Genomic DNA, 25,592 nt, shown 5'->3' with positions numbered 1-25,592 from the left:
TATGATCCGGCTCAGGCTGGGGAGGATGCGATGCGAAACACGGGCGAAGAGACACGGCGGCGCGTGTTGGGTGACGCGCATGTGGACCGCGCGATTGCCGGATCAGACCCGTTTGACGCCCCGTTTCAGGATCTCATCACCGATGCTGCATGGGGCCATGTCTGGTCGCGGGAGACTTGGCCGCTGCGTGACCGGTCCATCGTGACGCTGGCCATTCTGTGTGCGCAGGGTCATTGGGACGAGGTCGCGATGCATCTGCGCGCAACCGCCCGCACGGGTGCCACGCGAGAGGATGTGCGCGAGGTGATCCTGCATGTCGCGATCTATGCCGGGGTGCCCGCCGCGAACAAGGCGATCAAGGTCGCGCGCGACGTGTTCGCCGAGATGGACGCGCAATGACCATCCGCCCCCGCGATCATACGCATCAGCCCCCAGCGCTGACCCCTGCCTATCGCTCCAGCCAATTGCGCGCGCCAAGTCATAAGCCGCTGCGATACGCGCCCAGCCGGACGGAAGCGACCGGGCCGACCTTCGGTCATGACCTGATCGGGCCGACAGATCATGACCTGATTATCAATTACGCACGCCCCGGCGAAACCGCGATGGGAGAGCGGATCATCGTGCACGGGGTGTTGCGCGATGAGGACGCGCGACCCGTCCCCAACGCCCTGATCGAGGTTTGGCAGGCGAATGCGGGCGGACGCTATCGCCATAAGAAGGACGGCTACCTTGCCCCGCTGGACCCGAATTTCGGTGGCTGCGGGCGGATGCTGACCGATGGGGAGGGGCGCTTTTCGTTTCGCACGATCCGGCCCGGACCCTACCCATGGCCCAATGGCGGCAATGATTGGCGGCCCGCGCATATCCATTTCTCGATCTTCGGGGCGGCCTTTGCTCAGCGGTTGATCACGCAGATGTATTTCGAGGGTGATCCGCATATCGCGCTGTGTCCCATCGTGCAGACCATCCCTGATCCGGGTGCGATTGACCGGCTCACCGCGCGGCTGGATATGGCGCATAGCGTGCCAATGGATATCCGCGCCTATCGGTTTGATCTGGTGCTGCGCGGGCGCGATCAGACTCTGTTTGAAAACCGGATGGAGGGCGCGTGATGAAGGAAACCGCGTCGCAAACCGCCGGGCCATATGTCCATATCGGCTGTGTGCCAAGCGTCGCCGGGTTGGAGATGTATCGCGGGCAGGATCTGGGGGCCAAGATGCTCTCCCCCGACGTGACCGGGGAGCGGATCACGCTGCATGGCGTGATACATGACGGGAGCGGCGCGCCCGTGACCGACGCGATGATCGAGATTTGGCAGGCCGATGCGGAAGGGCGGTTCGACAATCCGGCCTTTCTTGGCTGGGGGCGGCAGGCCACGGATGCGCAGACCGGGGCATTCAGGTTTGACACGATCCTGCCCGGTCCCGTGACGCAGGACGATGGCACCCGGCACGCCCCCCATATCCTCATGTGGATCGTGGCGCGGGGCATCAATCTGGGGCTGATGACCCGCGTGTATTTCGATGATGGGCCAGACCCGGTGCTCGATCAGGTGCCAGCCGCGCGGCGACAAACCCTCATCGCCCAGCGGGACGGGCCCAAACTGCGCTTTGACGTGCATCTTCAGGGCGCGCAAGAGACGGTGTTTTTCGATGTCTGAGAGCGTCGCGGGACAGCCCTGCATCCTATGCTGTGCCATTACCGGCTCGGTTCCGATGAAATCCGACAACCCCGCCGTGCCGATCACTATCACGGAACAGGTGGAAAGCAGCCATGCGGCAGTGGAGGCAGGCGCGTCGATCATCCATGCCCATGTGCGCAACGAGGATGGAAGCCCATCAAGCGACCCGGACAGGTTTGCAGCCCTCAAGGAAGGGTTGGAGCGGCATTGCCCCGGCGTCATCATCCAATTCTCCACCGGGGGGCGGTCAGGTGCGGGGCGCGCGCGGGGCGGGATGCTGCCCTTGCGGCCCGATATGGCGTCGCTCTCGGTCGGGTCGAACAACTTTCCCTCCCGCGTCTATGAAAATCCGCCGGATCTGGTGGACTGGCTCGCGGCGGAGATGCAGCGCTATGCCATCGTGCCAGAGATCGAAGCGTTTGATCTGTCGCATATCTTGCAGGCCATCGCGCGGCATGAGCGGGGCGGTCTTTATGGTCCGCTTTATGTCCAGTTCGTGATGGGGGTGAAGAACGCGATGCCAGCGGATCGCGCGGTGTTCGATTTCTATGTTCAGCAGATGCGCGTGCGGGCGCCGGATGCGCTCTGGTGTGCTGCCGGGATCGGGGCCGCACAGGTGGTTGTGAATGAATGGGCGATTGCGGCGGGCGGGCATACGCGGGCGGGGCTGGAGGATAATATCCGGCTTGACCGCAGCACGCTGGCCCCGTCGAACGCAGCATTGATCGCGCGCGCCGCCGCGCTTTGCGCGAAATATGACCGGCCCGTGGCCACACCCGCCGAGGCGCGGCAAATGTTGGGATTACGCCCCTAGACGCCCGCGATTTCAGCAAGGATTGCAGCGGCGGCCTTTGCGGGGTCGGCAGCTTGCCAGACGGGGCGGCCCACCACGATATGATCCGCGCCGGATGCCAGCGCACCGGCTGGTGTCGCCACCCGTTTCTGATCGCCAAGGGCCGCACCCGCCGGTCGCACGCCCGGTGTGACGATGAGCTTTCCGGCGGCTTCGGGCAGGGCGCGGATCATTGCGGCCTCTTGCGGGGAGGCGATGACACCATCCGCCCCCGCCTCAAACGCGCGGCCCGCCCGCTCTGCCACCAGATCAGGCAGATCGCCCGGCTTGATCAGGCCCGCATCAAGGTCGGCCCGGTCAAGGCTGGTGAGGATCGTCACGGCGAGGATGTTAAGGTCGGTGCCGCTTTTCCCTTGGGCTGCGGCGCGCACCACATGCGGATCGCCATGCACGGTCAGGAAATCAAGGTCGAACTGCGCCAGCCCCTTCACCGCTGCCTCAACGGTCGCGCCGATATCAAACAGCTTCATATCGAGGAAAACGCGCTTGCCCTGCTCTTTCAACTCGATGGCCAGCGCCAGCCCGCCACCCGTCAACATGCCAAGCCCGATCTTGTAAAAGCCCACATCCGGCCCGATGGCCTGAACAAGATCCTGCGCGGCCAGCGCGTTGGGCACATCAAGGGCGACGATCAGGCGATTATCGGGCATGGGGCATCCTTTCACAGCAGGTTTGCCCCCGCATGCCAGCCCGGATGCGCCCGGTCAATCCATTCCGGGACGGCATGTCGCAGTCGGCCTTGACCCAGATCATGCCTGTCTTGTGCTGCCCTTTGTAAATCAATCTCCAGTTGATTTGACGCAATGGAGATGACGATGAAAGTCGGGGTGATGTGCGGGGCGATGGTCGTGATGGCCACGATCGCGCAGGCGGATGTGTTCGAAGATTTGCTGGAGCCGGAAATTCCCAAGGAGCTGTGGATCGAAGAGCCGCTGACCGAGGAATTCGGCTCCGGCTGGCGGGGCGTGAACCTTTATATGGATGAAATGACGGCCAATTGCGTGGGGTGCCATGAAAATCCCGATCTGGCGGCGACCGGTCTGTCGGGGGATGTGGGGCCAAAGGTGCGGATGCTTGGCTCTGACTTTCAGCGGGCCGAATTGCGGGCGATTCTGGTCGATGCGCCCAAAGTGTTTGGCGAGGACACGGCCATGCCAGCCTTTTATCAGGGGGCTGATCCGCTTCTCACGGCACAGCAGATCGAGGATCTGATTGCCTATCTGATGGAATTGCGTCGCCGCTGACCCGGCGCGCGACGTGCGGAGGGGAGGGCGCTGTATCCGGGGGGGATGGGGCGCCCTTACGCTGTTTGCTGTCGCATTTTGCAAAGGGTGCTCTTGAGCGGTGATCCCCCGCTCCCCATTTAAGGGTCAAGGGGATGCTCCATCGGGGAGGTTCCCATCTCAAGGCCCCTGTCCTGACGTGCTTCGGGCGTCGCAATCGGGGGTGCTGCAAAGGAGAGCGATATGAACGCTGAGAAGTTCACCGAGCGCGCGCGTGGCTTTGTGCAGGCTGCCCAAACCATCGCATTGCGCGAAAATCACCAGAAATTCCTGCCCGAGCATCTGCTCAAGGCGCTGTTGGACGATGATCAGGGCATGGCTGCCGGCCTGATCGCCCGCGCGGGCGGCGATGCGAAGGCCGCCGCTGGTCTGACCGCCGCCGCCCTTGGCAAAGTGCCCAAAGTGCAGGGCGGTGGCGACACCCTTTACATGGATGGCGCAACGGCAAAGGTATTTGCCGAAGCCGAAGCCATGGCAAAAAAGGCCGGTGACAGTTTCGTCACCGTAGAGCGGATGCTGACCGCGCTCTGCATCGTCAAATCGGGCGCGGCGGAGGCGCTGAAATCCGCCGGCGTCACCGCGCAGGCACTCAACAACGCGATCAATGATCTGCGCAAGGGGCGCACGGCAGATTCTGCGTCCGCCGAGGAAGGCTATGACGCGCTCAAGAAATACGCCCATGACCTGACAGAAGCCGCACGGGAAGGCCGGATCGACCCGATCATCGGGCGCGAGGAGGAAATCCGCCGCGTGGTCCAGGTGCTGTCCCGCCGGACCAAAAACAATCCCGTCCTGATCGGGGAGCCGGGCGTGGGGAAAACCGCAATTGCCGAAGGGCTGGCGCTGCGGATCGTCAATCGCGACGTGCCAGATTCGCTGCTTGATAAGCAGCTTTTGGCGCTTGATATGGGCGCGCTCATCGCGGGTGCGAAATACCGCGGGGAATTTGAGGAGCGATTGAAGGCCGTGCTGTCGGAAGTGACCGCAGCCGCCGGCGGCATCGTTCTGTTCATCGACGAGATGCACACGCTTGTCGGGGCCGGAAAGGCCGATGGCGCGATGGACGCATCAAACCTTCTCAAGCCCGCGTTGGCGCGGGGCGAGTTGCATTGCGTCGGGGCCACCACGCTGGACGAGTACCGCAAGCATGTGGAAAAGGACGCGGCCCTTGCCCGCCGGTTCCAGCCCGTTGTGGTGACGGAGCCGACGGTGGAGGACACGATCTCCATCCTGCGCGGGATCAAGGACAAGTATGAGGTCCATCACGGTATCCGGATCACGGACCGGGCGATTGTCGCGGCGGCAAACCTGTCGAACCGCTACATCACCGATCGGTTCCTGCCCGATAAGGCGATCGATCTGATGGATGAGGCCGCGAGCCGCCTGCGGATGGAGGCGGATAGCAAGCCAGAGGCGCTCGATACGCTTGACCGCGACATCCTGCAAAAACAGATCGAGGCAGAGGCGCTGAAACGCGAAACCGATGATGCGTCGAAGGAGCGGCTGGCCAAACTGGAGGCGGAGCTTGCCGATCTTCAGGAGCGGTCAAACGAGATGACCACGCGCTGGCAATCGGAGCGCGATAAGCTGCAATCAGGTCGGGAGATCAAGGAGGCGCTCGACCGCGCCCGCAATGATCTGGAAAACGCGAAACGGCGCGGTGATCTGGGTAAAGCGGGGGAGCTGTCCTATGGCGTGATCCCCGATCTGGAAAAGCAACTGGCGGAGGCTGAAACCGCAGGTCGCGACCTGATGGTCGAGGAGGCCGTGACGGATGAGCATATCGCGGGCGTCGTGGGCCGCTGGACGGGTATTCCGGTCGATAAGATGCTCGAAGGCGAGCGTGATAAGCTCTTGCGCATGGAAGAGCAGATCGGCAAGCGGGTGATCGGACAGGCCGACGCGGTTGCGGCTGTGGCCAATGCCGTGCGCCGGTCGCGCGCTGGGCTGTCTGACCCCAACCGCCCCATGGGCAGCTTCCTGTTTCTGGGGCCAACGGGTGTGGGTAAGACCGAATTGACCAAGGCGCTCGCGGAATTCCTGTTTGATGACGACACCGCGATGGTGCGGGTCGATATGTCGGAATTCATGGAAAAGCACGCGGTCGCCCGCCTGATCGGCGCGCCGCCGGGCTATGTCGGCTATGATGAGGGGGGTGTGCTGACCGAAGCCGTGCGCCGCCGCCCCTATCAGGTGATCCTGTTCGATGAGGTCGAAAAGGCGCACCCGGATGTGTTCAACGTGCTGTTGCAGGTGCTCGACGATGGGCGGCTGACGGATGGGCAGGGGCGTGTCGTGGATTTCAAGAACACACTGATTATCCTGACGTCGAACCTTGGCGCGCAGGCCCTGACGGAGCTTGCCCCCGGCGCGGATGTCTCTGGTGCCAAGGCGCAGGTGATGCAGGCGGTGCAGGCGCATTTCCGGCCTGAATTCCTCAACCGTCTGGATGAGATCGTGCTGTTCGAGCGACTGAGCCGGGATCACATGGACGGGATCGTGGATGTGCAGCTTGCCATTCTTGATGCACGGCTCGCCCCGCGTAAGATCACGCTTGATCTGGATGAGGGCGCGCGGCTGTGGCTGGCGGATCGGGGCTATGACCCGGTCTATGGTGCACGGCCTTTGAAGCGGGTGATCCAGAAATCGGTGCAGGATCCGCTGGCGGAATTGCTTTTGTCAGGGGAGGTGCGCGATGGCGACACGGTGGCTATTCGCGCCGATGAGGCGGGCCTGATCGTCGGCAGCCGCGCGCCAAAACCAGCGGAACCTGTGACGGTTCACTAACCGAAAAAAGGGCGGCCCTAGGGCCGCCCTTAATCGTTTTAGAGTGGGTGGGTTAGGATTCGCCCACTTCTTCATTGGTCAACCGAGACATCAGTTCGGCGGCGTTGGTCGGCGTCAACACGCGGTCGATCACATGGATACGCCCGTTGCTGGCCACGATATCCGGCTGGATCACGGTGGCGTTGTCCACCGTCACGCCGTCATAGCCATTGATGTCGAGCATCCGGCCCATCGCCGTTTCCACGTCCAGGGTCCGATTGGTCAGCGTGCCTGCGGTAATGTCGCCCGGCACAACGTGGAAAGCGAGCACTTCGGCCAGCGCCTCCCGGTTCTCAGGTGCCATCAGCGCGGCGAGCACGGGATCGGGGAATTGATCAAAAGCCTCATCCGTCGGCGCGAATACGGTAAACGGACCCTCGCCCATCAGCACCTCCTCAAGGCCTGCTGCGGTCACGAGCATGGTGAGCGTTTCGAAATTCTCATTCCCTGCGGCCACGTCAAGAATGGACGGTGCCATCGTGGCGTCTGCGGTGGTGTCGCTTGCCGCCATTGTGGGTGTCGCGGCAGCGGTCAACAGAGCTGCGGCGGAGGTCATTGCGATAAGTGACTTGCGGAACATGATGTATCTCCTTGGGTCATTCTCGTTTCAAGATGAACACGTCATCGCGTTCGGTGGGTTATCGAAATGCCCCCCGCGATCGTTCCGAAATTTTTCGAAAATTTCCAGGTGACGTGGCGTAAGATGCTGAATACGCTCCCGTTTTTTCCAAAAAGAAGGGCCGCACATGGCGGCCCTTCCCCTGTCGGCGATGTGATCTGGCCGAATTATTGCGGCAGGATCACAGCGTCGATCACATGGATCACGCCATTGGATGCTTCCACATCCGCCTGAATGACATTTGCACCGTCGATCATCACGCCATCGGTGGCGTTGATGGACGCTGCCGCCCCATTGACGGTTTCCACGGCCAGCGTTTGGCCAGCGATATCAGCCGCCATCACTTTGCCCGGAATGACGTGATAGGTCAGGATCGCGACGAGCTGATCCTTGTTTTCCGGCAGCAGCAGGGATTCGACCGTGCCAGCGGGCAGTGCGGCGAATGCCTCATCGGTCGGTGCGAACACGGTGAACGGCCCTTCGCCCTTCAGCGTTTCAACGAGGCCAGCAGCCTGAACGGCAGCAACAAGCGTGCCAAACGAGCCAGCTTCCACGGCGGTGTCAACGATGTCTTTCGAATGACCCATCGCGAATGCAGAAGACGCGGTCAGACCCAGAACGGCAGTAGCGGTCAAGAAAGTACGACGAAACATGATAGCTCCCTTTCGGTTAAAGAAACGCGATGTGTGGTCGCGTTGTCAGGGATACGGGGCGGACCGGGGGCTGGATTTGTGCGATTTTGTGCGCTGCCCCCCTTGTTGAAATGGGGCCGCGCGCTAAGCCGCGACCATTTCAAAAGTCGAGTCACAAAGACGTCAATTGTCGTGATTGCCAGTGATCGAAAAGCGCTTGGTCCGGCTGAATGTCCGGCACATTGGACAGAAAAATGCGGGTTTTTGGAGCGGGTGATCCGGCGTTTCGGGATGCGCCGACCTGTTGGACAGGGCTTTCGGGCGCGATCCGGCCTGCCGACGGGGGAGCCATCCCCCGCCAGCGATTTGCTGCTCAGTCAGCCGGGTTCAAAAAGGCGTTGGTATACCATGTCGTGACATCGGGCATAGTGTCCAGCACGCGCCCGTCTGGCCCGCGCAAGATACCAGCATCAAACAGAAACTGTGTGATGTTGGCGATCTTCGTGTCATCAATCAGGCCAACCGGCTCACCCGGATCTTGCAAGTAGCCACCCGCGACAAGCGCCTCCATGGAGGCACGGACAAGATCAGGGTTTGTCAGCATCCCGGCGGTTTCCGCGATCAGGATCTCGGCGGCGTCTTGGGGATTATGCGCAGCAAACCGATACCCGCGTTGTGCGGCCTGAATGAACGCAGCTGCCCTGTCTGGGTTCTCCTCCAGCCATGTGCCATTGGCGCCAAGGAAGGTCGTGTGCTGATCCGGGACGCCATAATCAGCATATCGGAACGCCCGTTGTGGCCGATTGAGCAGGACCGAATTCACGCCCTCCCATGTGCTGACCTCTAGCGTGAAATCAACGCTGCCATTGGCAAGCGCCTCATAGGCGGAGGTGCCAAGGGTGACGGTATCAAATGTGCCGGTCCCGCCGTCATTGCGGATAATGGTGGAGATCAGTGCTTCTTCCCATGCGCTGCCGAAGCCGGCATAGGTCATGCCGTCCAAATCGGCCGGGCGTTGAATGTCCTCCCGCTCCCCATTGAACACCAGACGCCCCGTTTCGTGCTGCACAACCGCCATCACGGCGGTCATGTCCGCGTCCATCGCGCGTTGCGAATGAAACCCGACAGCACTGAGGATGCCGAACTCAGCGATCCCGGCGCTTACGAGCGTACCGGACGATGTGTCCGTATAGGGTAGAATATCGACATCAAGGCCAGCCTCGTCGAACCAGCCTTTGGCTTGGGCCACATAAAGGCCGACATGATTGGTATTCGGGGTCCAATCAAGCGCAACACTCAGTTTTTCCTGTGCAGCGGCAGGCAGGGCAAATGCGACAAATGCCGCCGCGATGAGTTGTTTCATGGTCAATTTCCCGTCTGTTGAAGGAGGGTTTCAAGAAGCTGCGCTTCAATGGCATGGGCCGCGGCGCAGGGTGGTCTGCCAAGGCGGGGCCGGGGCAGTGGAACAGACATTTCTGCGATCACGCGCGCCGGTCGCGGAGACAGAACGTAGATCCGATCCGACAGGGCAACGGCCTCGCGCACGTCATGGGTGACAAGCAGTGTCGTCCAGCGGGACGTTCGCCAGCGATCCTCAAACCACGCTTGCATTTGCAGGCGGGTCAGGGCGTCAAGCGCGCCAAAAGGCTCGTCCAAAAGCTGCACGGCGCGCCCTTGCACAACCGTGCGCAAAAGCGCTGCGCGCTGGCGCATGCCGCCGGATAATTGCGCCGGATAGTGGGTCGAAAACGCCTCAAGCCCGAAATCAGCCAGCAAAGGGGTGACCCGCGCGCGCGCGTCTTTGCGCGGTATCCCTTGCACCTCTAGTCCCAGCGTCAGATTGTCGATAATGCGTCGCCACGGCAGCAGGGCATCCCGTTGCGGCATGAAGGCAAAACTGGCCTCTTGCCCGTGCAACGGCTGACCCGCGCAGGTGATCGTGCCGCCTTGCAGCGGTACAGCGCCAGTCAACAGTCGGAAAATCGTTGATTTCCCCGCGCCCGATGGCCCAAGGATCGACACGAATTCTCCCTTGTCCACATGGAGGGAAATGGCATCGAGTATCCGCGTCCCACCAAGCGAAAGGTCGACATCGTGAAGGCTGAGAAAGCTCATCGCCCGTCCTCCACGTCGCGCCAGCGCAGGACATAGCGTTGTAGCAGCGCCGTCCCGGCAAACAGGGCCAGCGTAAGCAGCGAACTGATCACCACCGCCGCCAGCACCAGATCGGAGCGGAAGCTGTTCTTGGCGTTCAGGATCACAATCCCCAGCCCAGCCCGTGCGCCGACATATTCCGCAAAGATCGCAGCGACGACCGCATAGGTGATCGAAATGCGCAGCCCGGCAAAGAAATACGGCATGGCCGAGGGAAACCGCGCAACCCGAAACACCTGCATCCTGCTCGCACCCATCGCGCGCATCAGATTTTCAATCTCCGGGTCGGTCGCGTCATATCCATCGACCAGCGCGACCAACATGGGAAAGAAGGTAACAAGCGCGACCAGCAGGATTTTGGGTGTCATGTCAAACCCGAACCACAGCACCACAAGGGGCGCTATGGCGACCAGCGGCAAGGTCTGGCTGACCACGAAAATCGGAAACAGCGTCCGGCGCAGCCGCGGCATGAAATCGAGCGCGACAGACAGCGAAAAGGCAACCGTCAGCGAAAGGGCAAACCCGGCAAAGGTCGCGCGCAACGTGGGCACAGTATTATCCCACAAGAGCGCGCGGTTCTCCACGATCTGCCCCAGCACGCGCGAGGGTGCTGGCAAGACCAGTGGTGAAATGCCCGAGGCCCGGACATAAATTTCCCAAAGGACAAAGGCACTCGCCACACTCAGAACGGCAGGAACGCCGTGGGCAAGTCCTCGGCCGGGGGGGCGAGGAACGGGGCGCTGCATTGGATCAGCGCAGCGACGGGCTGTTGGCCGAAACCGTCAGATCAATGGTGACATGGCCATTGGGTGCCCCGAACTGGCAAAACGCTTGTTGGAGCGTCGCAAAAACCGGTCCGGCATCACCGGTAAGCCGGGTGCAGAAATTCTTGGACCGGTCAAAGGTGCCGCTCTGCTTGAGAAAATCGATGCAGCCCATGATCTCTAGCATGTGATCGCCCGCGCCCATGAGATAGAGCGAGAATTGGGCGTCCGCCCGCTCGCCCGTTTCCACCGGATCGGCAATCGCCATCAGGGCCTTTTGTTGGCGCGCGGCGATCGGCTCATCGGGATTGGCGAGCGAACTGGTCTGGCAGATGGGGTCATCAGGCTCGCCGGGGCAGCCACGCGACAAGGTACAGCGCAGGACCACATGCTCTCCGGTTCCAGCGGCTTGCACGAACAAGTCACGCAAGGCGGGGAACAGCACTTCTGGCGGGCCGACCATCAGGGTTGAGATATCGTCGGTTTCGATCCGCAGTTGGTCCCGCCACGGGTCGAGGGCCTTGAGCGACGACAGGATCACGGAAACGAACCCGTCGGTCATCGGATAAAGGGATACTTGTGCGCCTGCAAACACGATATAGCCTCCTTGCTACGCTGGCATTACCCAGATCAGCTTTGAGGGTCCGGAGGCTTCGCGCCTCGCATCTCAGCCGCAGCAATATGCGGCTCCCCTGTGGTGATGCTTTCGTGGCATGGTTGCCATGCGGATGCAAGGCCGTTGTGAGCGCGCCCCGTCGCGCAGGAAAAATGAGGGCTGTTACCGCTCCCGCAGGGTTTCCTGAACGGAGGCCCGAATGGGGGACAGGAAATAGTCGAGGATCGAGCGTTCGCCCGTGCGGATATCGGCGGTGACCTGCATTCCGGTACTGATTGGATAGCGGTTGCCCTCCACCTCCAACGCGTCTGCAGCTAAGGTCACGGTGATCGTGTAGGCGGGCTCCCGCTCCCCTTCGGCGATTGTGCTGTCCGCGCTGATGGTCGTCACCGTCCCGTCCAGATGCCCGAACCGGGTATAGGGGTAGGCGTCCACCTTCACGGCGACCTCCATCCCCAGCGCCACGAAGCCGATATCGCGGCTGGGCAGGCGTGCCTCCACCACCAGATCATCTTCGGGCAGGATCGTCATGATCACGAGACCGGGTTGCACGATTGTGCCGCCCTCATCCACATCGACGCGGGCCATCACCCCGTCGCGCGGCGCGCGCACCGTCAGCCGCTCATCCACGGTATCAAGCCGCGCCCGTTCGATCAGCGCGATGGAGCCGGTTTGTTCTGCTTCCAACAGCGCCTCAACCGCTGCATAGCGCGCGGCCTGAATGCGCGCGGCGCGGTTGGCGCGCAGGGTGGCAAGCTGCGCGCCGATCATCGTGATCTCTCCCTCCTCGCGCAGCAGGGTTTCCTCCTGCTGGGCAAGGGCAAGCTGCACCTCCAGCCATTCCGCTTGCCGCACCAGCCCGCGCGTCGCAAGCGAGGCGATATTCGCCTCATGTTCGCGGTAGAGCGGCAAGGCATCCTGCCGCTCCGCCACGTTTGCACGGGCGACGGCGAGACGGGTTTCGAGCTCTGATATCTCCGCCAATTGGCGGTCCTGTTCGGCAAGGAATGTGGCAAGCCGGGCCTGCGCCTGAGTTTCGGCCAGCGCCTCAAGCTCGGGCGGCAGGGGCAAATCCGCAAGGCGGTTCTCAACCGGTGCTTCCAGCATTTCCAGAAGCCGCGCATTGACGCGCGCGGTCATGGTCTGGCGCAGGAGCCGCTCTTCGATCTGGCCACGCGGGGCGGTGGCCTCCCTGTCGTCGAGGGTGAGGAGGATGTCGCCTTCCTGCACGCGGTCGCCTTCCTCAACCCAGACCTGCGCGATTGTGCCCGATTTGCTGGCCTGCACGATCACGGCACCCCCTTCGGGCTGGATCGTGCCGGGGGCCATGGCGACAATATCGACCCGCCCGAATGTGGCCCATGCGACCGCCAGCGCAAAGAGCGTGCAGATGATATAGACAAGGAGCCGCCCCGTGGGGGAGGCCGGGCGTTCCATCACTTCCAGCAGGGCGGGCATGAATTCGTAACTGTCGCGCGCGGATTGGCGCGCGATGATCGGCGCGTCATCGGCTTGCATCACCGCAATGGCCTGCGGGTTTGGCGCTGGCGTCTCCGGCGGTTTGGGCGAAGCGGGGGGGCGGCGTGGGGTGACTGGCCGGGCATCCTTGGACGGGATCGTGATGGAAAACTTGCTCATCCTGCCTGCTCCGCCACCAGTTGCGCATAGCGTCCGCCAAACGCGATCAGCTCGTCATGGCTGCCCTGTTCCACGATCCGTCCCCGGTCAAAGAACAGGATCCGGTCCGCGTGGCGCACGGTGCTAAGCCGATGCGCGACCACTAGCATCGTCCGGCCTGAGCCGATTTCCTGCATGTTTTCACGGATTTCCCGCTCCGAATGGTAATCCAGCGCCGATGTCGCCTCGTCAAAGATGAGGATCGGCGGATCCAGTGCCAGCGCGCGCGCAATCGCGATCCGCTGCCGCTGCCCGCCTGACAGGTTCATGCCGCGCTCCTCGATCTGGGTGTCATAGCCACGCGGAAGCTGCACGATGAACTCATGCGCCGCCGCCAGTCGGGACACTTCAAGCACTTTCGACATTGGCAGTGTCGGATCGCCAAGCGCGATATTGGCCTTTACCGACCGGTTGAACAGCACGTTGTCCTGCAACACCACCCCGATCTGCGCGCGCAACCACGACGGATCAACAAGGCTCAAATCCGTGCCATCGACCAGCACCCGCCCCCGTTCCGGCGTATAGAGCCGCTGCACGATCTTGGTCAGGGTGCTTTTGCCCGAGCCGGACGCCCCGACAAGGCCCACGACCTCGCCCGCGTTGATCTCAAAGGAAATGTCGCTCAGCACCTCCGGCTCATTCGGGTCATAGCGGAAGGTGACGTTCTGAAATTCGATCCGCCCCTGCGCCGGGGGCAGGGTGAGGGAGGTGCCCTCAGAACCAAGCTCGGGCGGGCAATTGAGGATATCCCCCAGCCGGTCAACGGAAATCCGGGCCTCCTGAAAATCACGCCAAAGCTGGGCCATGCGCAGCACCGGGCCGTTGACGTGACTTGCGAACATGTTGAAAGCGATCAACTGACCGATGGTCATCTCCCCCGCGATCACGAGGCGCGCGCCCAGAAACAGGATCAGCACCGTCACGATCTTTGAGATGAACTCGATCAGTTGCCGGCCCAACGTGGACAGGGTGATGGTACGGAAGGACGCGCGCACATAGGCGGCGAGCCGATCTTCCCAATCGCGGCGGGCAAGCGGCTGGATCGACATGGATTTCATCGTCTCCATCGCCGTGACGGTCTCTACCAGAAAAGACTGGGACGCCGCGCCGTGCTGAAACCGCTCCTCCACCCGGCGGCGCAGCTCGGGCGTGATCGCCAGCGAAATCGCCACATAAAGCGGCACTGCCCCCGCCACGACCGCAAACAGCAGCGGGCTATAGGCATACATGATGAAGAAAAAGATCAGCCCGAACACCAGATCAAGCACCACCGTCAGGGCAGAGCTGGTCAGGAATTCGCGCACCGTTTCCAATTCGCGCACGCGGGCGACGGTCTGGCCCACGGGGCGGCTCTCGAAATAGCGCAGAGGCAACTCCAACAGGTGCGAAAACATCTTCGCGCCCAGTTCCACATCAATCCGGCTGGTCGTGTGGGACATCAGATAGGTCCGCAGCCCCCCCAGCACCACGTCAAACACCGAAATCGCGGCCAGCCCGATGGCCAGCACCGTCAGCGTCGTCAGCCCCTGATGCACCAGCACCTTATCCACCACCACCTGAAAGAAGAGCGGCATCAAAAGCGCGAAAATCTGGATAAAGAGGGAGGCGACGATCACCTCCGCCAACACGGTGCGGTATTTCAGGATCGACGGGATGAACCACGAGACGTCGAATTTCAGCCGCTTGGTTTTCACGTCGCGCGGGGTGAGGAGCAGTAACTCTCCGGTCCACATCTGCTCGAACTCCGCCAAGGGCACGCGCCGCGCCGTGCCGCGCGTCGGCTCATGAAGCGCGGCTTCGGTCGCGGTGACGGCCCCCATGATGAAGTAAAGCCCTTCCTTGGTCCGGGCGATGGCGGGCAGGGTCAGTTTGCCGATCTTGCGCAGGCTCGATTTGACGACCCGCGCCCGCAGGCCAAGATGCCGCGCGGTGCGCACCAGCGTGGCAAAGCTCGGCTCATCCCCCGCCATGCGCCGGGTAAGGTCGGCCCCGTCCGCCGGGCGCTGGTAATAGTGACTGATCAGCAAAAGACAGGCTGCCCCACTGTGCAACCCGGCATCCGTCGCGGTGCCGTCTGGCCCCGCACCGTCAAAGACACTGTCATCCATATCCGCCGCAAGCATCGGTCCAAATCCCTCATTTTTGCGTGATGCACCGGACTATGAGGGCCGCAAATCCGCTCCGACAAACGAAAACTGACGAATAAAAAATAAACTTTTTTTGTGAGGGCGATGAATAAATTTTTTCCTGACGTGTTTGCTTAGTGGAACAATCCGCAACATGAGGAAAACACTGAAATGACACACGAAATCTTCGCTGAGACGCTCTCTGCCGTGAATGTTCGCAATGGCGTGGTGCGCCTGATTCTCGTCGATCAGGCGGCAAATGACCTCGCAATTACGGAGCGGGAAGAGGGTCAGGAACCGGTGGTTGAGACGAAGGCCGTGGTGACCATGCCGATCGGTGGCTTCCTTTATATGGCGTCGATCATTCAGAACCTTCTGGCGGACGAAAAGTTCGGCAACACGGTCCGTGCGATGGTTGAGGCCGGGCTTGTGAATGCCGAGATTAACGAGCAAGCCGACCTCCAGTCTGAGGCCTGAGCGCCGTGCCCGGTGCGCCATCACATCCGACTGCGGCAGACAAGATCCATGTCGCCGGGGGTGTCCTTTATCTTTGCTCTCATGCCGAGATACAGCGCGACTATACGGTCGGCCAGTTGATCGAGCAGGTGCTGCCTGCGATCGAAACGGGTCAGTTCCGCTATTACGAGCGCGAGGATGGAGAACCCATCGCCTTTGTCGCGTGGGCCAACACCACGGAAGAAGGCCTGCGAAAGCTTAAGCGTGGCGCCTCGCTGGTCGGCCCTGAGGACTGGACCGGGGGCGACAGGCTCGTCTTTGTCGAATTGATTGCGCCCTTTGGGCATGTGCGCGACGTGCGCGATGACCTTGCCGAAAACGTCTTTCCCGATGGCACATCGGGGATTTCGCTACGACCCGTCTATGACCGTACCGGCACCCTCGCCGCGGTGCGGACGCTCACTTTCCGCTTCACCAAGAAAACCAAAAACACCAAGGGCGAAATGGCCCATTCCCAGGGAGATATCTGATGTCCAGAGTCAAAAAAGCCTTCAAGAGCGCGTTCAAATCCATCGGCTATCTTGTGACTGGCAAATATAACGGTTCCAACGGGAATGACACGATTGTCGCCATCGGCTTTGGGGGCACGATTGATGCGAAGGCGGGGAATGACACGATCACGGTGGGCGGTTTCAAGACGACCGTGAACACTGGCAGCGGCAATGACAAGGTCTATGGCGGATCGGCGCATCTGAAGGTGAACGACACCACCGGCAATCTGTCGGTCAACGGTGCTGCGGGATATGCGGAGATCAACAAATCCCATTCGGGCGATATTGATTTCAACGGTGCCTCTGGAAAGACAAAGATCACCCATCACAGCAATGGCCGCGTGCGGCTGCGCACGGCGGCCTTCAGCAATGTGGTGCGCCATTACGGCAGCACCGGCGATATTGATTTCGCGGGCGTGGGGGCGCGCAACGATTTCTTCAACCGCACCTCCTCGGGCAAAATCCATTTCCGGGGGGCCGGGGCCAGCAACAAGATGCGGCTTGAATCGACAGGGCATGGCACAATTGATTTCGGGGGCGCTGGGGCCCACAACGATATTCACGCCTATGGCGAAGCCGCAGACATCAAATTCGTCGGCGCAGGTTTTGCCAACAAGGTGAAGAACACCGCGAAACGCGGCAATCTGACGTTTACGGGGGCCGGGGCCTCCAACGTGGTGGAGCGCAGCGGCGAAAGCGGGCGGCTGCATTTTACCGGGGCCGGGGCGAGCAACCGGGTCAGCGCCCATTTCACCCATGACAATCGGATCAACGAACTGAAATTCACCGGCGCGGGTTTGGGCAATTCCGTCACCTTGACGGGCAAACGGGGCAAGTTGGAATTCGTCGGCGCGGGCGCGTCGAACACGGTGCGGCACAAGGCGGATTACGGCGATCTGTCCTTCACCGGCGCAGGCGCGTCAAACCGGGTGGAGCGGATCGGGCGGCATGGCACGCTGAGCTTTGTGGGCGCGGGGCTCGGCAATGTGGTCACGGCTTCCTTCTCGGATGATCGCAGTTTTAACCGGTTGACCTTCCGCGGCGTTGGGGTGGGGAATGTCGTGACGCTCAGCGGGGCGCGCGGGCATCTTGATTTCGGTGGTGGCGGCGGGGCGAACATCGTCACCCACACTGCCCGGCACGGAAATCTCGATTTTGTCGGCATCGGTGCGGCCAATATCCTCAAGCGCACGGGCACGACCGGCGATGTCGATTTCACCGGCGCAGGCTATGGCAATGTCATCACGCATCATGTGGGTGAGGGCAATTTGCGCTTTGTCGGTGCGGGTGCGGCCAATGTCATCGACTATAAGGTGAAGAAAGGCGCGCTGTCCTTTGACGGGGCGGGCGCTGCCAACGTGATCAAGGTGAACTTCGCGGAGTATCACGCCGCCAACAAGGTCACGTTCAACGGTGCGGGGCTGGGCAATGTCATCACCCTCACCGGAGAGGGCAAGCGCGCTGAGACATACATGGCCAGCGAACGCTATCTGACGATGGATGGCTTTACCACGATCCGGTTCTTTGGCCGTTCTTTCCGGGTTCCCAAAATGGTCACGCGCACCCGACAGGTCGAAAGGACCCGCTGGGTCAGTGCTACCGTCGGCGGCGGCGATATTGTGTTCCGCGGCGCGGGGGCCGCGAATGTCATCACCCATAGCGGCAAACATGGCGATGTGGATTTCAAGGGCGTCGGTATCGGCAATGTCATCACCCTATCCGGCAGCACCGGCGATGTGCGGTTCGAGGGGGGTGGGGGTGCGAATGTCATCACCAGTACCGTCGATCAGGGCGATATTGATTTCACCGGGGTGGGGGCTGCGAATGTGGTCACCCGCCTTGGCGTTTCCGGCAATGTGACGATGAACGCGCTCGGTTACGGGAATGTGCTGACCGTGGGGCTGTCCGGGGCTGAGGGCAACAGCATCCGCTTTAATGGCGGGGGTGGGGCCAATATCATCACGCTGTTCGGCACATCCGGCGCCACCAGAAAGGTTTGGGTCGAGGAATACTACGCCGAGACCGTCACCGTTCAGAAAGAGATCAACGGCGAACTGCATGACGTGCAGGAAACCCGTCAGAAATCCCGCATGGTCGAGCGGGAAGTCAGCGCCGGGCCAAACACCGGTGCTGCGGATATCCATTTCAACGGCGCGGGTCTTTACAACGTCATCACCCATGCCGCCGCACGTGGCGACGTGCGGTTCAATGGGGCGGGGGGTGCCAATGTGATCACCCTGACCGGGGAGGAAGGTGACATCATCTTCAACGGGGCAGGCGCGGCGAATATCCTCACCCACACCGCCGATCACGGGAACATTGATTTCAAGGGCGCGGGGCTTGGCAACATCCTCACTCGTGTCGGCAAAACCGGCAATATCTGGTTCAAGGGAGCCGGCGGGGCCAATATCCTGACCAGCACCGTGGATCACGGCCATATTGAGCTGATCGGGATCGGCAGCGCCAATATCCTGACGCGCACGGGCAGGACCGGCACCGCCCGATTGATCGGCGCGGGGGCCGCGAACATTCTCACCGTCAACACGACCGAGCATGGCAAGGCCACGCTCTATGGCGCGGGGCTTGGCAATGTGATCACCGCGACCGGGGGGGCGACGGATATCGAAATGCGGGGTGCAGGCGGGGCGAATATCGTTACCAACGCATCGCGCACCGGTAAGACAGACGTGATCGCAGCCGGCTACGGCAACATCGTCACCCATACCAGCGATGGCGATATGCGCGCATGGGTGGCCGGACGGGGCAATATCATCACCAACACCGGCAATGGCCACAGCGACGTGATCGCGGTGGGTCAGGCCAATATCGTGACGCTGATGGATGGCGGCTCCGATGTGAAAGTGCTTGGTCAATACAATATCGTCACGGCGGGCAAGGGATATGACCGTGTGCTGGCGCTTGGCCAATACAACCTCATCCTGACCCGTGGCACGGAAACGAGGGAACGCGACGAAATCGTCGCCCTTGGCCGGATGAGCATCGTGGATGCGGGCGAAGGCATGAAATTCCTCACCGGCTTTGCCAGCAATCCGCTGGACGCGCTCAAGAACATCTCCGGCCTGTCGGATGAGGCGGTTTCGGACACGCCCGCGCAGGACGAGCCAAACACGCCGGTCGAGGCCGCCCCGGTGGCCGCCGACACGCCAAACCTCCTTTCTGTGGCGATGGCGCGACAGGCCGATTATGGCATCGGCGCTGACGACGGGTTGGAGGACGTGAGCGAAGAAGATATCGCGGCGGCGCGCTCCTCTGCGATGGCCGGGGCATCGTCCGATGGCTCAGACGTGCTGGCATCGGCCAAATCATCGGTGAGCGCGGGCATGGCCGCCGCCGAGGAGGCCGAACAGGCGGCGGCAGCCGCAGAAGCCGAAGCCAATGGCGAAGAGGCCGCGTCGTCCGACGCCGAAGCGCAACTGAGTGCACAAGTCACCGCAAGCGCCAGTGCCGATCCGGCGGACGCTGATACGTCTAACACCAATCTTGCCTCCGGCGCGCTGCCCGACGGCATTCAGGAGGAACCCTCCACCAGCTTTGTCTGGTCCGTGCTGGGCGCGGGCTTTCAGTGGAAGCGGGGCGACGGCGTGGTGCAAGTGGTCGTCGGGGTGCTGAACGTCACGTTCGGCAGCGACGGGTCGGACATCCTGATCGCGGGTGGCAAGTATAATGTCGTCTTTGGTGGCAAGGGGGATGACGTGATCATCGCGGGCAACCCCTTCTCCCTTGCGCGCACGGCCAAAACGTTCATCAACGAAGTGAAGTCGGATAACCTCGCGACAAGCTGGGATCGGATCAAGGGGGCCTTGGCCCTGACGCCGGAGAACAAGAAAGCGGCCAAACAGGGTGCCAAGAGCTTCTCTGGTGCCGCAGCGATCGGGGGTGAGGGGAATGACACCATCATCCTTGCCAGCGATGCGAATTTCGCGCTCACCGGTACGGGCAATGATACGGTGATCGGGCTTGGTAAGGCGAATGTCGTGGTCAAGGAAGGCTGGGGGAACCTCAATGTCGGGCTTGCGGGTCTTGGCAACGTGGTCGTTCATACCGGGCACGGAACAAGCGACACGCGCCGCTCCCGCCTGACGGGTCTGATGCTTGGCCGGTTCAACATCGCCTATGCGCATAAGGGTGTCGATGTGCATGGCCTCGTGATGATGGGAGAGGGCAACCTTGTCGTGTCCACCGGCGGCGGCAATGTCTATGCCGGGATGCTGGGTCGGGGCAACGTCATCGTGGCGACCGGCAACGGCAATGACATCGTGGTGCAGGCTGGCGTCTGGAAAGGCAGCCTCACGAATGACGCGAGCCTGAGCAACATGGCCTTCACGCTGTTTACCCGCGTTGGCGATGGCAACAGCGCCTTCGGCCAATATGGCGATCTGAACGTCGCGGTGAAGGTCGGGGACGGCCATGTCACCGGCGTGGCCGCAGGCGGGCAGTCGGTGCTCGTGAATGTGGGCGACGGCACGATGAGCTATATCGGGCTTGCGCTGGAGAAAAACCGTGGCTCATGGGCGGTGAAGGTCGGAGACGGGGACGTCAATGGCCTGCTGATCAGTAACCCGTTTGAGAAGGGCGGGCGCGACGTGATGGCCAATGCGCTGGGCAAAGGCCTGAGCGAGGCGGATATCGCCAGCGGCAAGAACAAGAATATCCTTGATAGTCTTGGGTCCATCCTAGGCACCAATGCGCTGGTGCAGGTTGGCGATGGCTCTTTCACCGGGCTTGCGGCGGGTTCGCAAAACGTGATGGTGCGCGTCGGCTCCAGCGACACGAGCGCGCCCGATGCGATCAGCAACAGCGACCGCGTGAGCAATGATCTGGCAGAGCTAGATGCGGCGGGCCGGATCGGCAATACCGTTCCGAACCTTGAGGTCAATCCGCAGTTCCTGACCAATTACGACACCAAGATGTTCGCCGCGGCCTTTAAGGGTGGCAACATCATGGTTGATGCCAACCCTGATGCGTTCAAGGCAACGGGAGAGGGTGTGAATTTCGCCAAGGACAGGGAGCGCGCGACCAGTCTGCTCGCGCATCTGCGCAGCCAGCCGGGGGGCGATCCGAACAAGGCGAAGCTGAGCTTGCGCGAGTTCATGACCATGCAGGCCGATGGCAGCCATCTGGCCACGACGAACACGATCATGGGAGCAATCAACATCCCGCTGCCCAAGGCGCCTGGCGGTGCTGCCGCCCCGGCGGGGCAGGGCCCGGTGGACCCGGACAAGCCCCGGGGCGTCTATGCCGAGCATGACGCAACGGGCGTGACGCTTGCCAATCAACTCAAGGCCGATGAGGTGTTCCACGGGCGCCGCAACGGCCAATCCACCGCCGAACGACGCGGCGGCACCGGGGGCAAGAACGCTTTGGTGAAGCTGGGCAATGGCGATTTCATCGGCGTGGCGGTGGGGCTTGATACCCTGGGCCACGCGATCCAGAAGAACATCGAAACCGTCACGGTCGCGCGCAAGGTGGCAAAGCATGAAGCGGGAGAGGTGGATAAGTTCATCACCGCCCAATATGGCAACGGTCGCCTCTTCCAATCCAACCTCGACGAATTGACCAAGCGCAAGATCGCGGAGGATTACGAGCATGAGATGACGATCGCCCGTGAGGCGGATTACGCCAAGGCAATGGAAAGCGGGACGAGCGCTGTCGCGGAACTCCACGCAAATAAAGATCATCAGCGTAACATCATCAAAAATGGCGCGTCACACACGCTCTATGATCAGGTCCGCACCGAGGTGAAAGCGGATATGGAGCGGGACGCCCGCAAGGCGATCAAGGCTGCCAAGAAAGGCGTGCCATCGCAGAGCCAGTCCGCCCTTGATGCGCTCAAAAGCGCGGGCGGCAACATCATCACCCATGTCGGCCACGGCAACGCGACCATGGTTGCGGCGGGTGAGTTTAACCTCATTGTGAAAGTCGGGCTTGGCAGCGATCAGATGATCGCATTGGGTGACAAGAACATCATCATCCAGATGGCCGATCCGGTGACCACGCAAAGCCTCGTTGAGACAGGCAATGACGTTCAGGTCGCCATCGGGACGGGCAATCTGATCGCGAATATGTCTGGCACATCCGATGACGTGATGGTCGCACTCAACCCCAATGGGGTGCTCGCGATCATGAAGATGATGGGCGCATTGGAGCCAAGCAGGACCACCTTTGATCGGACGACATATGAAGCGCCCAAGCCAAAGACCTTCGCGGAGAAGCATTTCCCGATCCTGTTGCAATCGAAAAAGAACCTCAGCGATCTGAAAAGCTTCATCACCAACGGGGGCAAAGGCGACAAAATCAAGGAGAAGGTCAGCAATTCCTGGGGCAAGTTCACCAAGGAAGCGCGCGAAAGCTTCACGCTCGACGCGGTCAAGAGCGTCGCCAAACAATTGCCCTTCGTCAGTCAGGCGATGGCGATCGGGGATGGGGTGCAGTATATGCTGAACAACATCTCCACCGCGAATTTCATCGTTGGCGGGCGCGGGTCTGACGTGATCGTCGCCTTTGGCAGCTTCAATGTGGTGTTTGGCGATAATGTTGCCGATGTGCTGGAATTTGACGTCCGTTCGCTGGTGGGGGCAAAGATGCAATCCTTCTCCGGCCTGCCATTCGGGCTCAGCAATCTGGTGCCCTTCATGAAGGCGGATCTGGAGGTCAAGACGCTCAATGGCGATATTGGCGATCTGCTTGGCGGTCTGACGCCCGGTGTCGATGGATTGCCGAATATTGATCCCGAAGGGGCGGGCCGCACAGCGGCTGAGACATGGGGCAACTTCGCCTCCTCCTCCCTGTTCACCAACGTCTATATGCCGCCCATCGGTAGCATGATCACAGGCACGATTGCAGAGATCACCAGCGGCTTTGCCGCCATCGCTACACGGCCCGATTTCGTGGAGTTCGGGGATATCAAATCCCCCTTCGCCAATGAGGATGCCGAGCTATATGGCGGCGGTCTGACCAAGGTGGCCTCGCAATTCGAATTCATCTCCCTCATTGATTTCGATGACCTGCTGGAGAAGAAGAATTTCCGCGAGTTCCTCAGCGACTTCAAAGACAACTTCCCCGGCCTCAACTACCTCAATGGGGATGGTGACCTGATGGTTATGCTGGGCGAAAACAATGTGGGCTTTGGCGGCTTTGGCAATGACATTGCCGTTGCGGTGGCCAATATGAACCTCCTGACCATGGGAGACGGCAATGACCTTGCGGTCGTGCTTGGCTCTGACAACCGGGTCACGGGGGATGATGGCGCGGATATTCTGGTGGCCATTGGGGAGCAGAACCTGATCACCGGCGATAATGGCAATGACATCATCATCGCCGCAGGGTCCTATAACCGGGTGCGCGGGGAGGAGGGTGAAGATATCGTCGTGGCCTTGGGCACCAAGAACCTGCTGTTCGGCGGCAATGGCGTCGATCTGATGATCGGACTGGGGGACCGCAACCTGTTCTATTCCGGCGATGGCGAGGATTTCATCATCGCGGGCGGCGTGCAGAACGTGTTCAACACCGGCGGCGGGACCGACATCATCGTCAATGTCGGCATCGCGTCGATCACGCAGGCAGGGTCGGGTGCCGATTACATCCAGCTTGGCGGCTCCGGCAATGCGGCCTTTGGTGAGGTCGGCAATGACACGTTCATCACCGATATCGACACCTCGCATACCATGGCCTCTGGCGGCTCCGGCGATGACCGGATGGAAACCGGGGGCGCGAGCAACCTGTTCCTTGGCGATGAGGGCAATGACACCTTCGTCATCACGGACAAGTTGCGGGGCGGGAACACCGCGTCCGACGCGCGCTTCGGCCAGTTCGAGCCGAACGATCCGATCAAGCCTGCCTTGCTGGAAACCGACGTGATCCAGATCGCCGATGCGGTGACGGAGGGTGATCCGGCGGATGTGACGGCGCTCCTTAATGATGTGTGGTTCGTGCGCGATGGCAACGATCTGCGGATCGAGACCCGCGCGACGGTGGACCGGTCCGGCCTTCGGCTTGCGGGGGACATCACGTTTGACGGGTATTTCGCACCCGATCAGCGCGGCGCGCTCTCCGGTCCGCCGGTCGAGGTGATGGGGGCCAACGGTGTGATCGGTGTGCTGAGCGCGCAAGATCTGGATGTGGTGACGGGCCTTGGCCTGACCCGCACGGGGGATATCCATACCGGCTTTCTTGACGGATCAAGCCTGAACCCGGCCCAGGCCGATGCGCTTGCGGGGATCGACCTGTCGCACAGCGTTCTGACCCTGACGGAGCAGACGAGCGCCACGCGCTTCTCCGATGGGCTTGCCGATACCGTGGTCATCGGCGGTCAGGGGGATAATATCCTCTCCCTCTCCGGTCTGAACGCGACGGAGGACACGATCCGCATTGATGGCGCGGCCGTGCAGGGCGCGCAGGCTGACCCGACGACGATCGGCGATCTGCTGCGCGATATCGGGTTCGTCCGCTCCGGCGATGATCTGACGATCCGGTCGCAAGCGGCCACGGGATCCGGGCCGCAAGCTGGAAAGGTCGCGGGGGACGTCACCCTGAGCGACTATTTCAAGCTGGACGGGCAATCCTTCCTCGGTGCCGATCTGGAACTGGCCAATGATGCCGGGCAGGTCACGGACCGCTTCACGGCGGCTAAGCTGCACAGCCTCATCAACGAGATTGCAGCCCTGCCAGCGCCCGACATGGCGAATACCGATACGCTCACGCAAGATCGGTTTACCTCGCCCCTTGGTGCCAGCTTCGCGGCCCGCCCGATTGCTGAATTCACCTGATCGGGACGGCGACGATGACCTGCCCCCGCGTGCCTATGGTGCGCGGGGGTTTTTGGGTAAAGAAGCTTCCATCTTTGCCCGTTGATGCGCGCGTCCCTCATCCCGGTGGTGGGACGCTGGACGCATGAGACCCCCATTTCTTTGTTCTGGCGCGCTGCTGGCCAGGAAGGCGGATGACTGCTTGGGCCTTGCCCTCGGCGACTGCATGAATGTGGCCCTGATTCCGGGTGGCGGGAGTGGTTCATCTCGGTTTGGAACCAAGAATTTGCGAGGTAAATCGAAAAAAACATAATGAAAACAATGTTCTGATGGTTTTTTGCGGATTTTTTGCTCAGAACCCCAAAAAACCGCTTGCACGACTCCGCGCATATCCATAGATAACCCCTCACCGGCGGCGCTGAGGCGACACGGTCACCCAGAGACGGAAGCAAAGCCAAAGCGATGGCAACATCGCAGCGGTCGTTTTTGTCTCTAGCTCTTTGACATATATATCTTTGATGAAGGGATATGTGGGCGGTTTTGGTTAGGTCTTTAGGGATCGATTGAAGAAGTTTGCATATCCGGCACT

18 protein-coding genes and 1 riboswitch are annotated in these 25,592 nt (G+C 61.4%); of the genes, 9 read left to right on the top strand and 9 right to left on the bottom strand.

Going from position 1 to position 25,592, the window contains the following annotated elements; genetic code table 11:
- The first annotated feature begins 30 nt into the window (after positions 1-30).
- From pcaC to FHS89_RS15710, 4 genes are read left to right on the top strand one after another with little or no spacing between them, the layout of a single operon-like run.
- A complete protein-coding gene (gene pcaC / locus FHS89_RS15725; protein ID WP_184013085.1) occupies positions 31-399 on the top strand; it encodes a 4-carboxymuconolactone decarboxylase in 369 nt (122 codons plus the stop codon).
- The gene (pcaH, locus tag FHS89_RS15720; protein WP_184013084.1) at positions 396-1,112 is read left to right on the top strand and encodes a protocatechuate 3,4-dioxygenase subunit beta; all 717 of its coding nucleotides are present in this window, start codon (positions 396-398) and stop codon (positions 1,110-1,112) included. The genes pcaC and pcaH overlap by 4 nt, the downstream gene beginning before the upstream one ends.
- Entirely contained in the window at positions 1,112-1,660 is a 549-nt protein-coding gene (pcaG, locus tag FHS89_RS15715; protein WP_184013083.1) for a protocatechuate 3,4-dioxygenase subunit alpha, read from the top strand. Before pcaH ends, pcaG begins: the two co-directional genes overlap by 1 nt.
- Entirely contained in the window at positions 1,653-2,495 is an 843-nt protein-coding gene (locus tag FHS89_RS15710) for a 3-oxoadipate:acetyl-CoA acetyltransferase (RefSeq protein WP_184013082.1), read from the top strand. Before pcaG ends, FHS89_RS15710 begins: the two co-directional genes overlap by 8 nt.
- On the opposite strand, the gene pyrF is transcribed toward FHS89_RS15710, so the two are convergent.
- Positions 2,492-3,184, bottom strand: coding sequence for an orotidine-5'-phosphate decarboxylase (pyrF, locus tag FHS89_RS15705; RefSeq protein ID WP_184013081.1), 693 nt, complete (start codon positions 3,182-3,184; stop codon positions 2,492-2,494). The genes FHS89_RS15710 and pyrF overlap by 4 nt on opposite strands.
- A gap of 159 nt (positions 3,185-3,343) precedes the next feature.
- Here pyrF and soxX point away from each other — a divergent pair, with 159 nt between their 5' ends.
- Both soxX and clpB read left to right on the top strand, forming a co-directional pair.
- Positions 3,344-3,778, top strand: a complete 435-nt coding sequence (gene soxX / locus FHS89_RS15700) for a sulfur oxidation c-type cytochrome SoxX (protein ID WP_184013080.1) — start codon at positions 3,344-3,346, stop codon at positions 3,776-3,778.
- A 222-nt stretch (positions 3,779-4,000) separates the two neighbouring features.
- The gene (gene clpB, locus FHS89_RS15695; protein ID WP_184013079.1) at positions 4,001-6,604 is read left to right on the top strand and encodes an ATP-dependent chaperone ClpB; all 2,604 of its coding nucleotides are present in this window, start codon (positions 4,001-4,003) and stop codon (positions 6,602-6,604) included.
- A gap of 52 nt (positions 6,605-6,656) precedes the next feature.
- Here clpB and FHS89_RS15690 read toward each other — a convergent pair whose 3' ends face one another.
- The 8 genes from FHS89_RS15690 to FHS89_RS15655 all read right to left on the bottom strand — a co-directional run bounded on the left by FHS89_RS15690 (position 6,657) and on the right by FHS89_RS15655 (position 15,228).
- Positions 6,657-7,223, bottom strand: a complete 567-nt coding sequence (locus FHS89_RS15690) for a fasciclin domain-containing protein (protein ID WP_184013078.1) — start codon at positions 7,221-7,223, stop codon at positions 6,657-6,659.
- 206 nt (positions 7,224-7,429) lie between these two features.
- Entirely contained in the window at positions 7,430-7,915 is a 486-nt protein-coding gene (locus tag FHS89_RS15685) for a fasciclin domain-containing protein (RefSeq protein ID WP_184013077.1), read from the bottom strand.
- 352 nt (positions 7,916-8,267) lie between these two features.
- Entirely contained in the window at positions 8,268-9,257 is a 990-nt protein-coding gene (locus FHS89_RS15680; RefSeq protein WP_184013076.1) for an ABC transporter substrate-binding protein, read from the bottom strand.
- 2 nt (positions 9,258-9,259) lie between these two features.
- Positions 9,260-10,009: an ABC transporter ATP-binding protein gene (locus FHS89_RS15675; RefSeq protein ID WP_184013075.1), complete on the bottom strand. Its 750-nt coding sequence runs from the start codon at positions 10,007-10,009 to the stop codon at positions 9,260-9,262.
- Positions 10,006-10,647: an ABC transporter permease gene (locus FHS89_RS15670; protein ID WP_343051530.1), complete on the bottom strand. Its 642-nt coding sequence runs from the start codon at positions 10,645-10,647 to the stop codon at positions 10,006-10,008. The genes FHS89_RS15675 and FHS89_RS15670 overlap by 4 nt, the downstream gene beginning before the upstream one ends.
- A gap of 151 nt (positions 10,648-10,798) precedes the next feature.
- Positions 10,799-11,407, bottom strand: coding sequence for a YkoF family thiamine/hydroxymethylpyrimidine-binding protein (locus FHS89_RS16465; RefSeq protein WP_184013073.1), 609 nt, complete (start codon positions 11,405-11,407; stop codon positions 10,799-10,801).
- Positions 11,402-11,516, bottom strand: a riboswitch (TPP riboswitch). Its footprint overlaps the gene before it by 6 nt.
- A gap of 74 nt (positions 11,517-11,590) precedes the next feature.
- Entirely contained in the window at positions 11,591-13,066 is a 1,476-nt protein-coding gene (locus FHS89_RS15660; RefSeq protein ID WP_184013072.1) for an HlyD family type I secretion periplasmic adaptor subunit, read from the bottom strand.
- The gene (locus FHS89_RS15655; RefSeq protein WP_184013071.1) at positions 13,063-15,228 is read right to left on the bottom strand and encodes a type I secretion system permease/ATPase; all 2,166 of its coding nucleotides are present in this window, start codon (positions 15,226-15,228) and stop codon (positions 13,063-13,065) included. The genes FHS89_RS15660 and FHS89_RS15655 overlap by 4 nt, the downstream gene beginning before the upstream one ends.
- A gap of 174 nt (positions 15,229-15,402) precedes the next feature.
- Between FHS89_RS15655 and FHS89_RS15650 the strand changes: the two genes are divergently transcribed.
- From FHS89_RS15650 to FHS89_RS15640, 3 genes are read left to right on the top strand one after another with little or no spacing between them, the layout of a single operon-like run.
- Complete coding sequence (locus tag FHS89_RS15650) at positions 15,403-15,708, top strand: hypothetical protein (protein ID WP_184013070.1); 306 nt, start codon at positions 15,403-15,405, stop codon at positions 15,706-15,708.
- Positions 15,709-15,713: 5 nt separating this feature from the next.
- Positions 15,714-16,217: a toxin-activating lysine-acyltransferase gene (locus tag FHS89_RS15645; protein WP_184013069.1), complete on the top strand. Its 504-nt coding sequence runs from the start codon at positions 15,714-15,716 to the stop codon at positions 16,215-16,217.
- Positions 16,217-25,024: a hypothetical protein gene (locus tag FHS89_RS15640; protein ID WP_184013068.1), complete on the top strand. Its 8,808-nt coding sequence runs from the start codon at positions 16,217-16,219 to the stop codon at positions 25,022-25,024. The genes FHS89_RS15645 and FHS89_RS15640 overlap by 1 nt, the downstream gene beginning before the upstream one ends.
- Positions 25,025-25,592: the final 568 nt, after the last annotated feature.

Origin of the sequence: Rubricella aquisinus (genome assembly GCF_014199445.1) — a bacterium.
GTDB lineage: Bacteria > Pseudomonadota > Alphaproteobacteria > Rhodobacterales > Rhodobacteraceae > Rubricella > Rubricella aquisinus.
The sequence above is the reverse complement of the archived record's forward strand: the minus strand, read 5'-3'. Positions and strand labels throughout refer to the sequence as shown.

Bases quoted from the DNA above. Each gene is read 5' to 3' on its own strand.
- FHS89_RS15655 (WP_184013071.1), bottom strand. From the start codon at position 15,228: ATGCTTGCGGCGGATATGGATGACAGTGTCTTTGACGGTGCGGGGCCA.
- FHS89_RS15680 (WP_184013076.1), bottom strand. From the start codon at position 9,257: ATGAAACAACTCATCGCGGCGGCATTTGTCGCATTTGCCCTGCCTGCC.
- clpB (WP_184013079.1), top strand. From the start codon at position 4,001: ATGAACGCTGAGAAGTTCACCGAGCGCGCGCGTGGCTTTGTGCAGGCT.
- pcaH (WP_184013084.1), top strand. From the start codon at position 396: ATGACCATCCGCCCCCGCGATCATACGCATCAGCCCCCAGCGCTGACC.
- FHS89_RS15640 (WP_184013068.1), top strand. From the start codon at position 16,217: ATGTCCAGAGTCAAAAAAGCCTTCAAGAGCGCGTTCAAATCCATCGGC.
- FHS89_RS15685 (WP_184013077.1), bottom strand. From the start codon at position 7,915: ATGTTTCGTCGTACTTTCTTGACCGCTACTGCCGTTCTGGGTCTGACC.
- soxX (WP_184013080.1), top strand. From the start codon at position 3,344: ATGACGATGAAAGTCGGGGTGATGTGCGGGGCGATGGTCGTGATGGCC.
- FHS89_RS15710 (WP_184013082.1), top strand. From the start codon at position 1,653: ATGTCTGAGAGCGTCGCGGGACAGCCCTGCATCCTATGCTGTGCCATT.
- FHS89_RS15675 (WP_184013075.1), bottom strand. From the start codon at position 10,009: ATGAGCTTTCTCAGCCTTCACGATGTCGACCTTTCGCTTGGTGGGACG.
- pcaC (WP_184013085.1), top strand. From the start codon at position 31: ATGCGAAACACGGGCGAAGAGACACGGCGGCGCGTGTTGGGTGACGCG.
- FHS89_RS15690 (WP_184013078.1), bottom strand. From the start codon at position 7,223: ATGTTCCGCAAGTCACTTATCGCAATGACCTCCGCCGCAGCTCTGTTG.
- pyrF (WP_184013081.1), bottom strand. From the start codon at position 3,184: ATGCCCGATAATCGCCTGATCGTCGCCCTTGATGTGCCCAACGCGCTG.
- FHS89_RS15660 (WP_184013072.1), bottom strand. From the start codon at position 13,066: ATGAGCAAGTTTTCCATCACGATCCCGTCCAAGGATGCCCGGCCAGTC.
- FHS89_RS15650 (WP_184013070.1), top strand. From the start codon at position 15,403: ATGACACACGAAATCTTCGCTGAGACGCTCTCTGCCGTGAATGTTCGC.
- pcaG (WP_184013083.1), top strand. From the start codon at position 1,112: ATGAAGGAAACCGCGTCGCAAACCGCCGGGCCATATGTCCATATCGGC.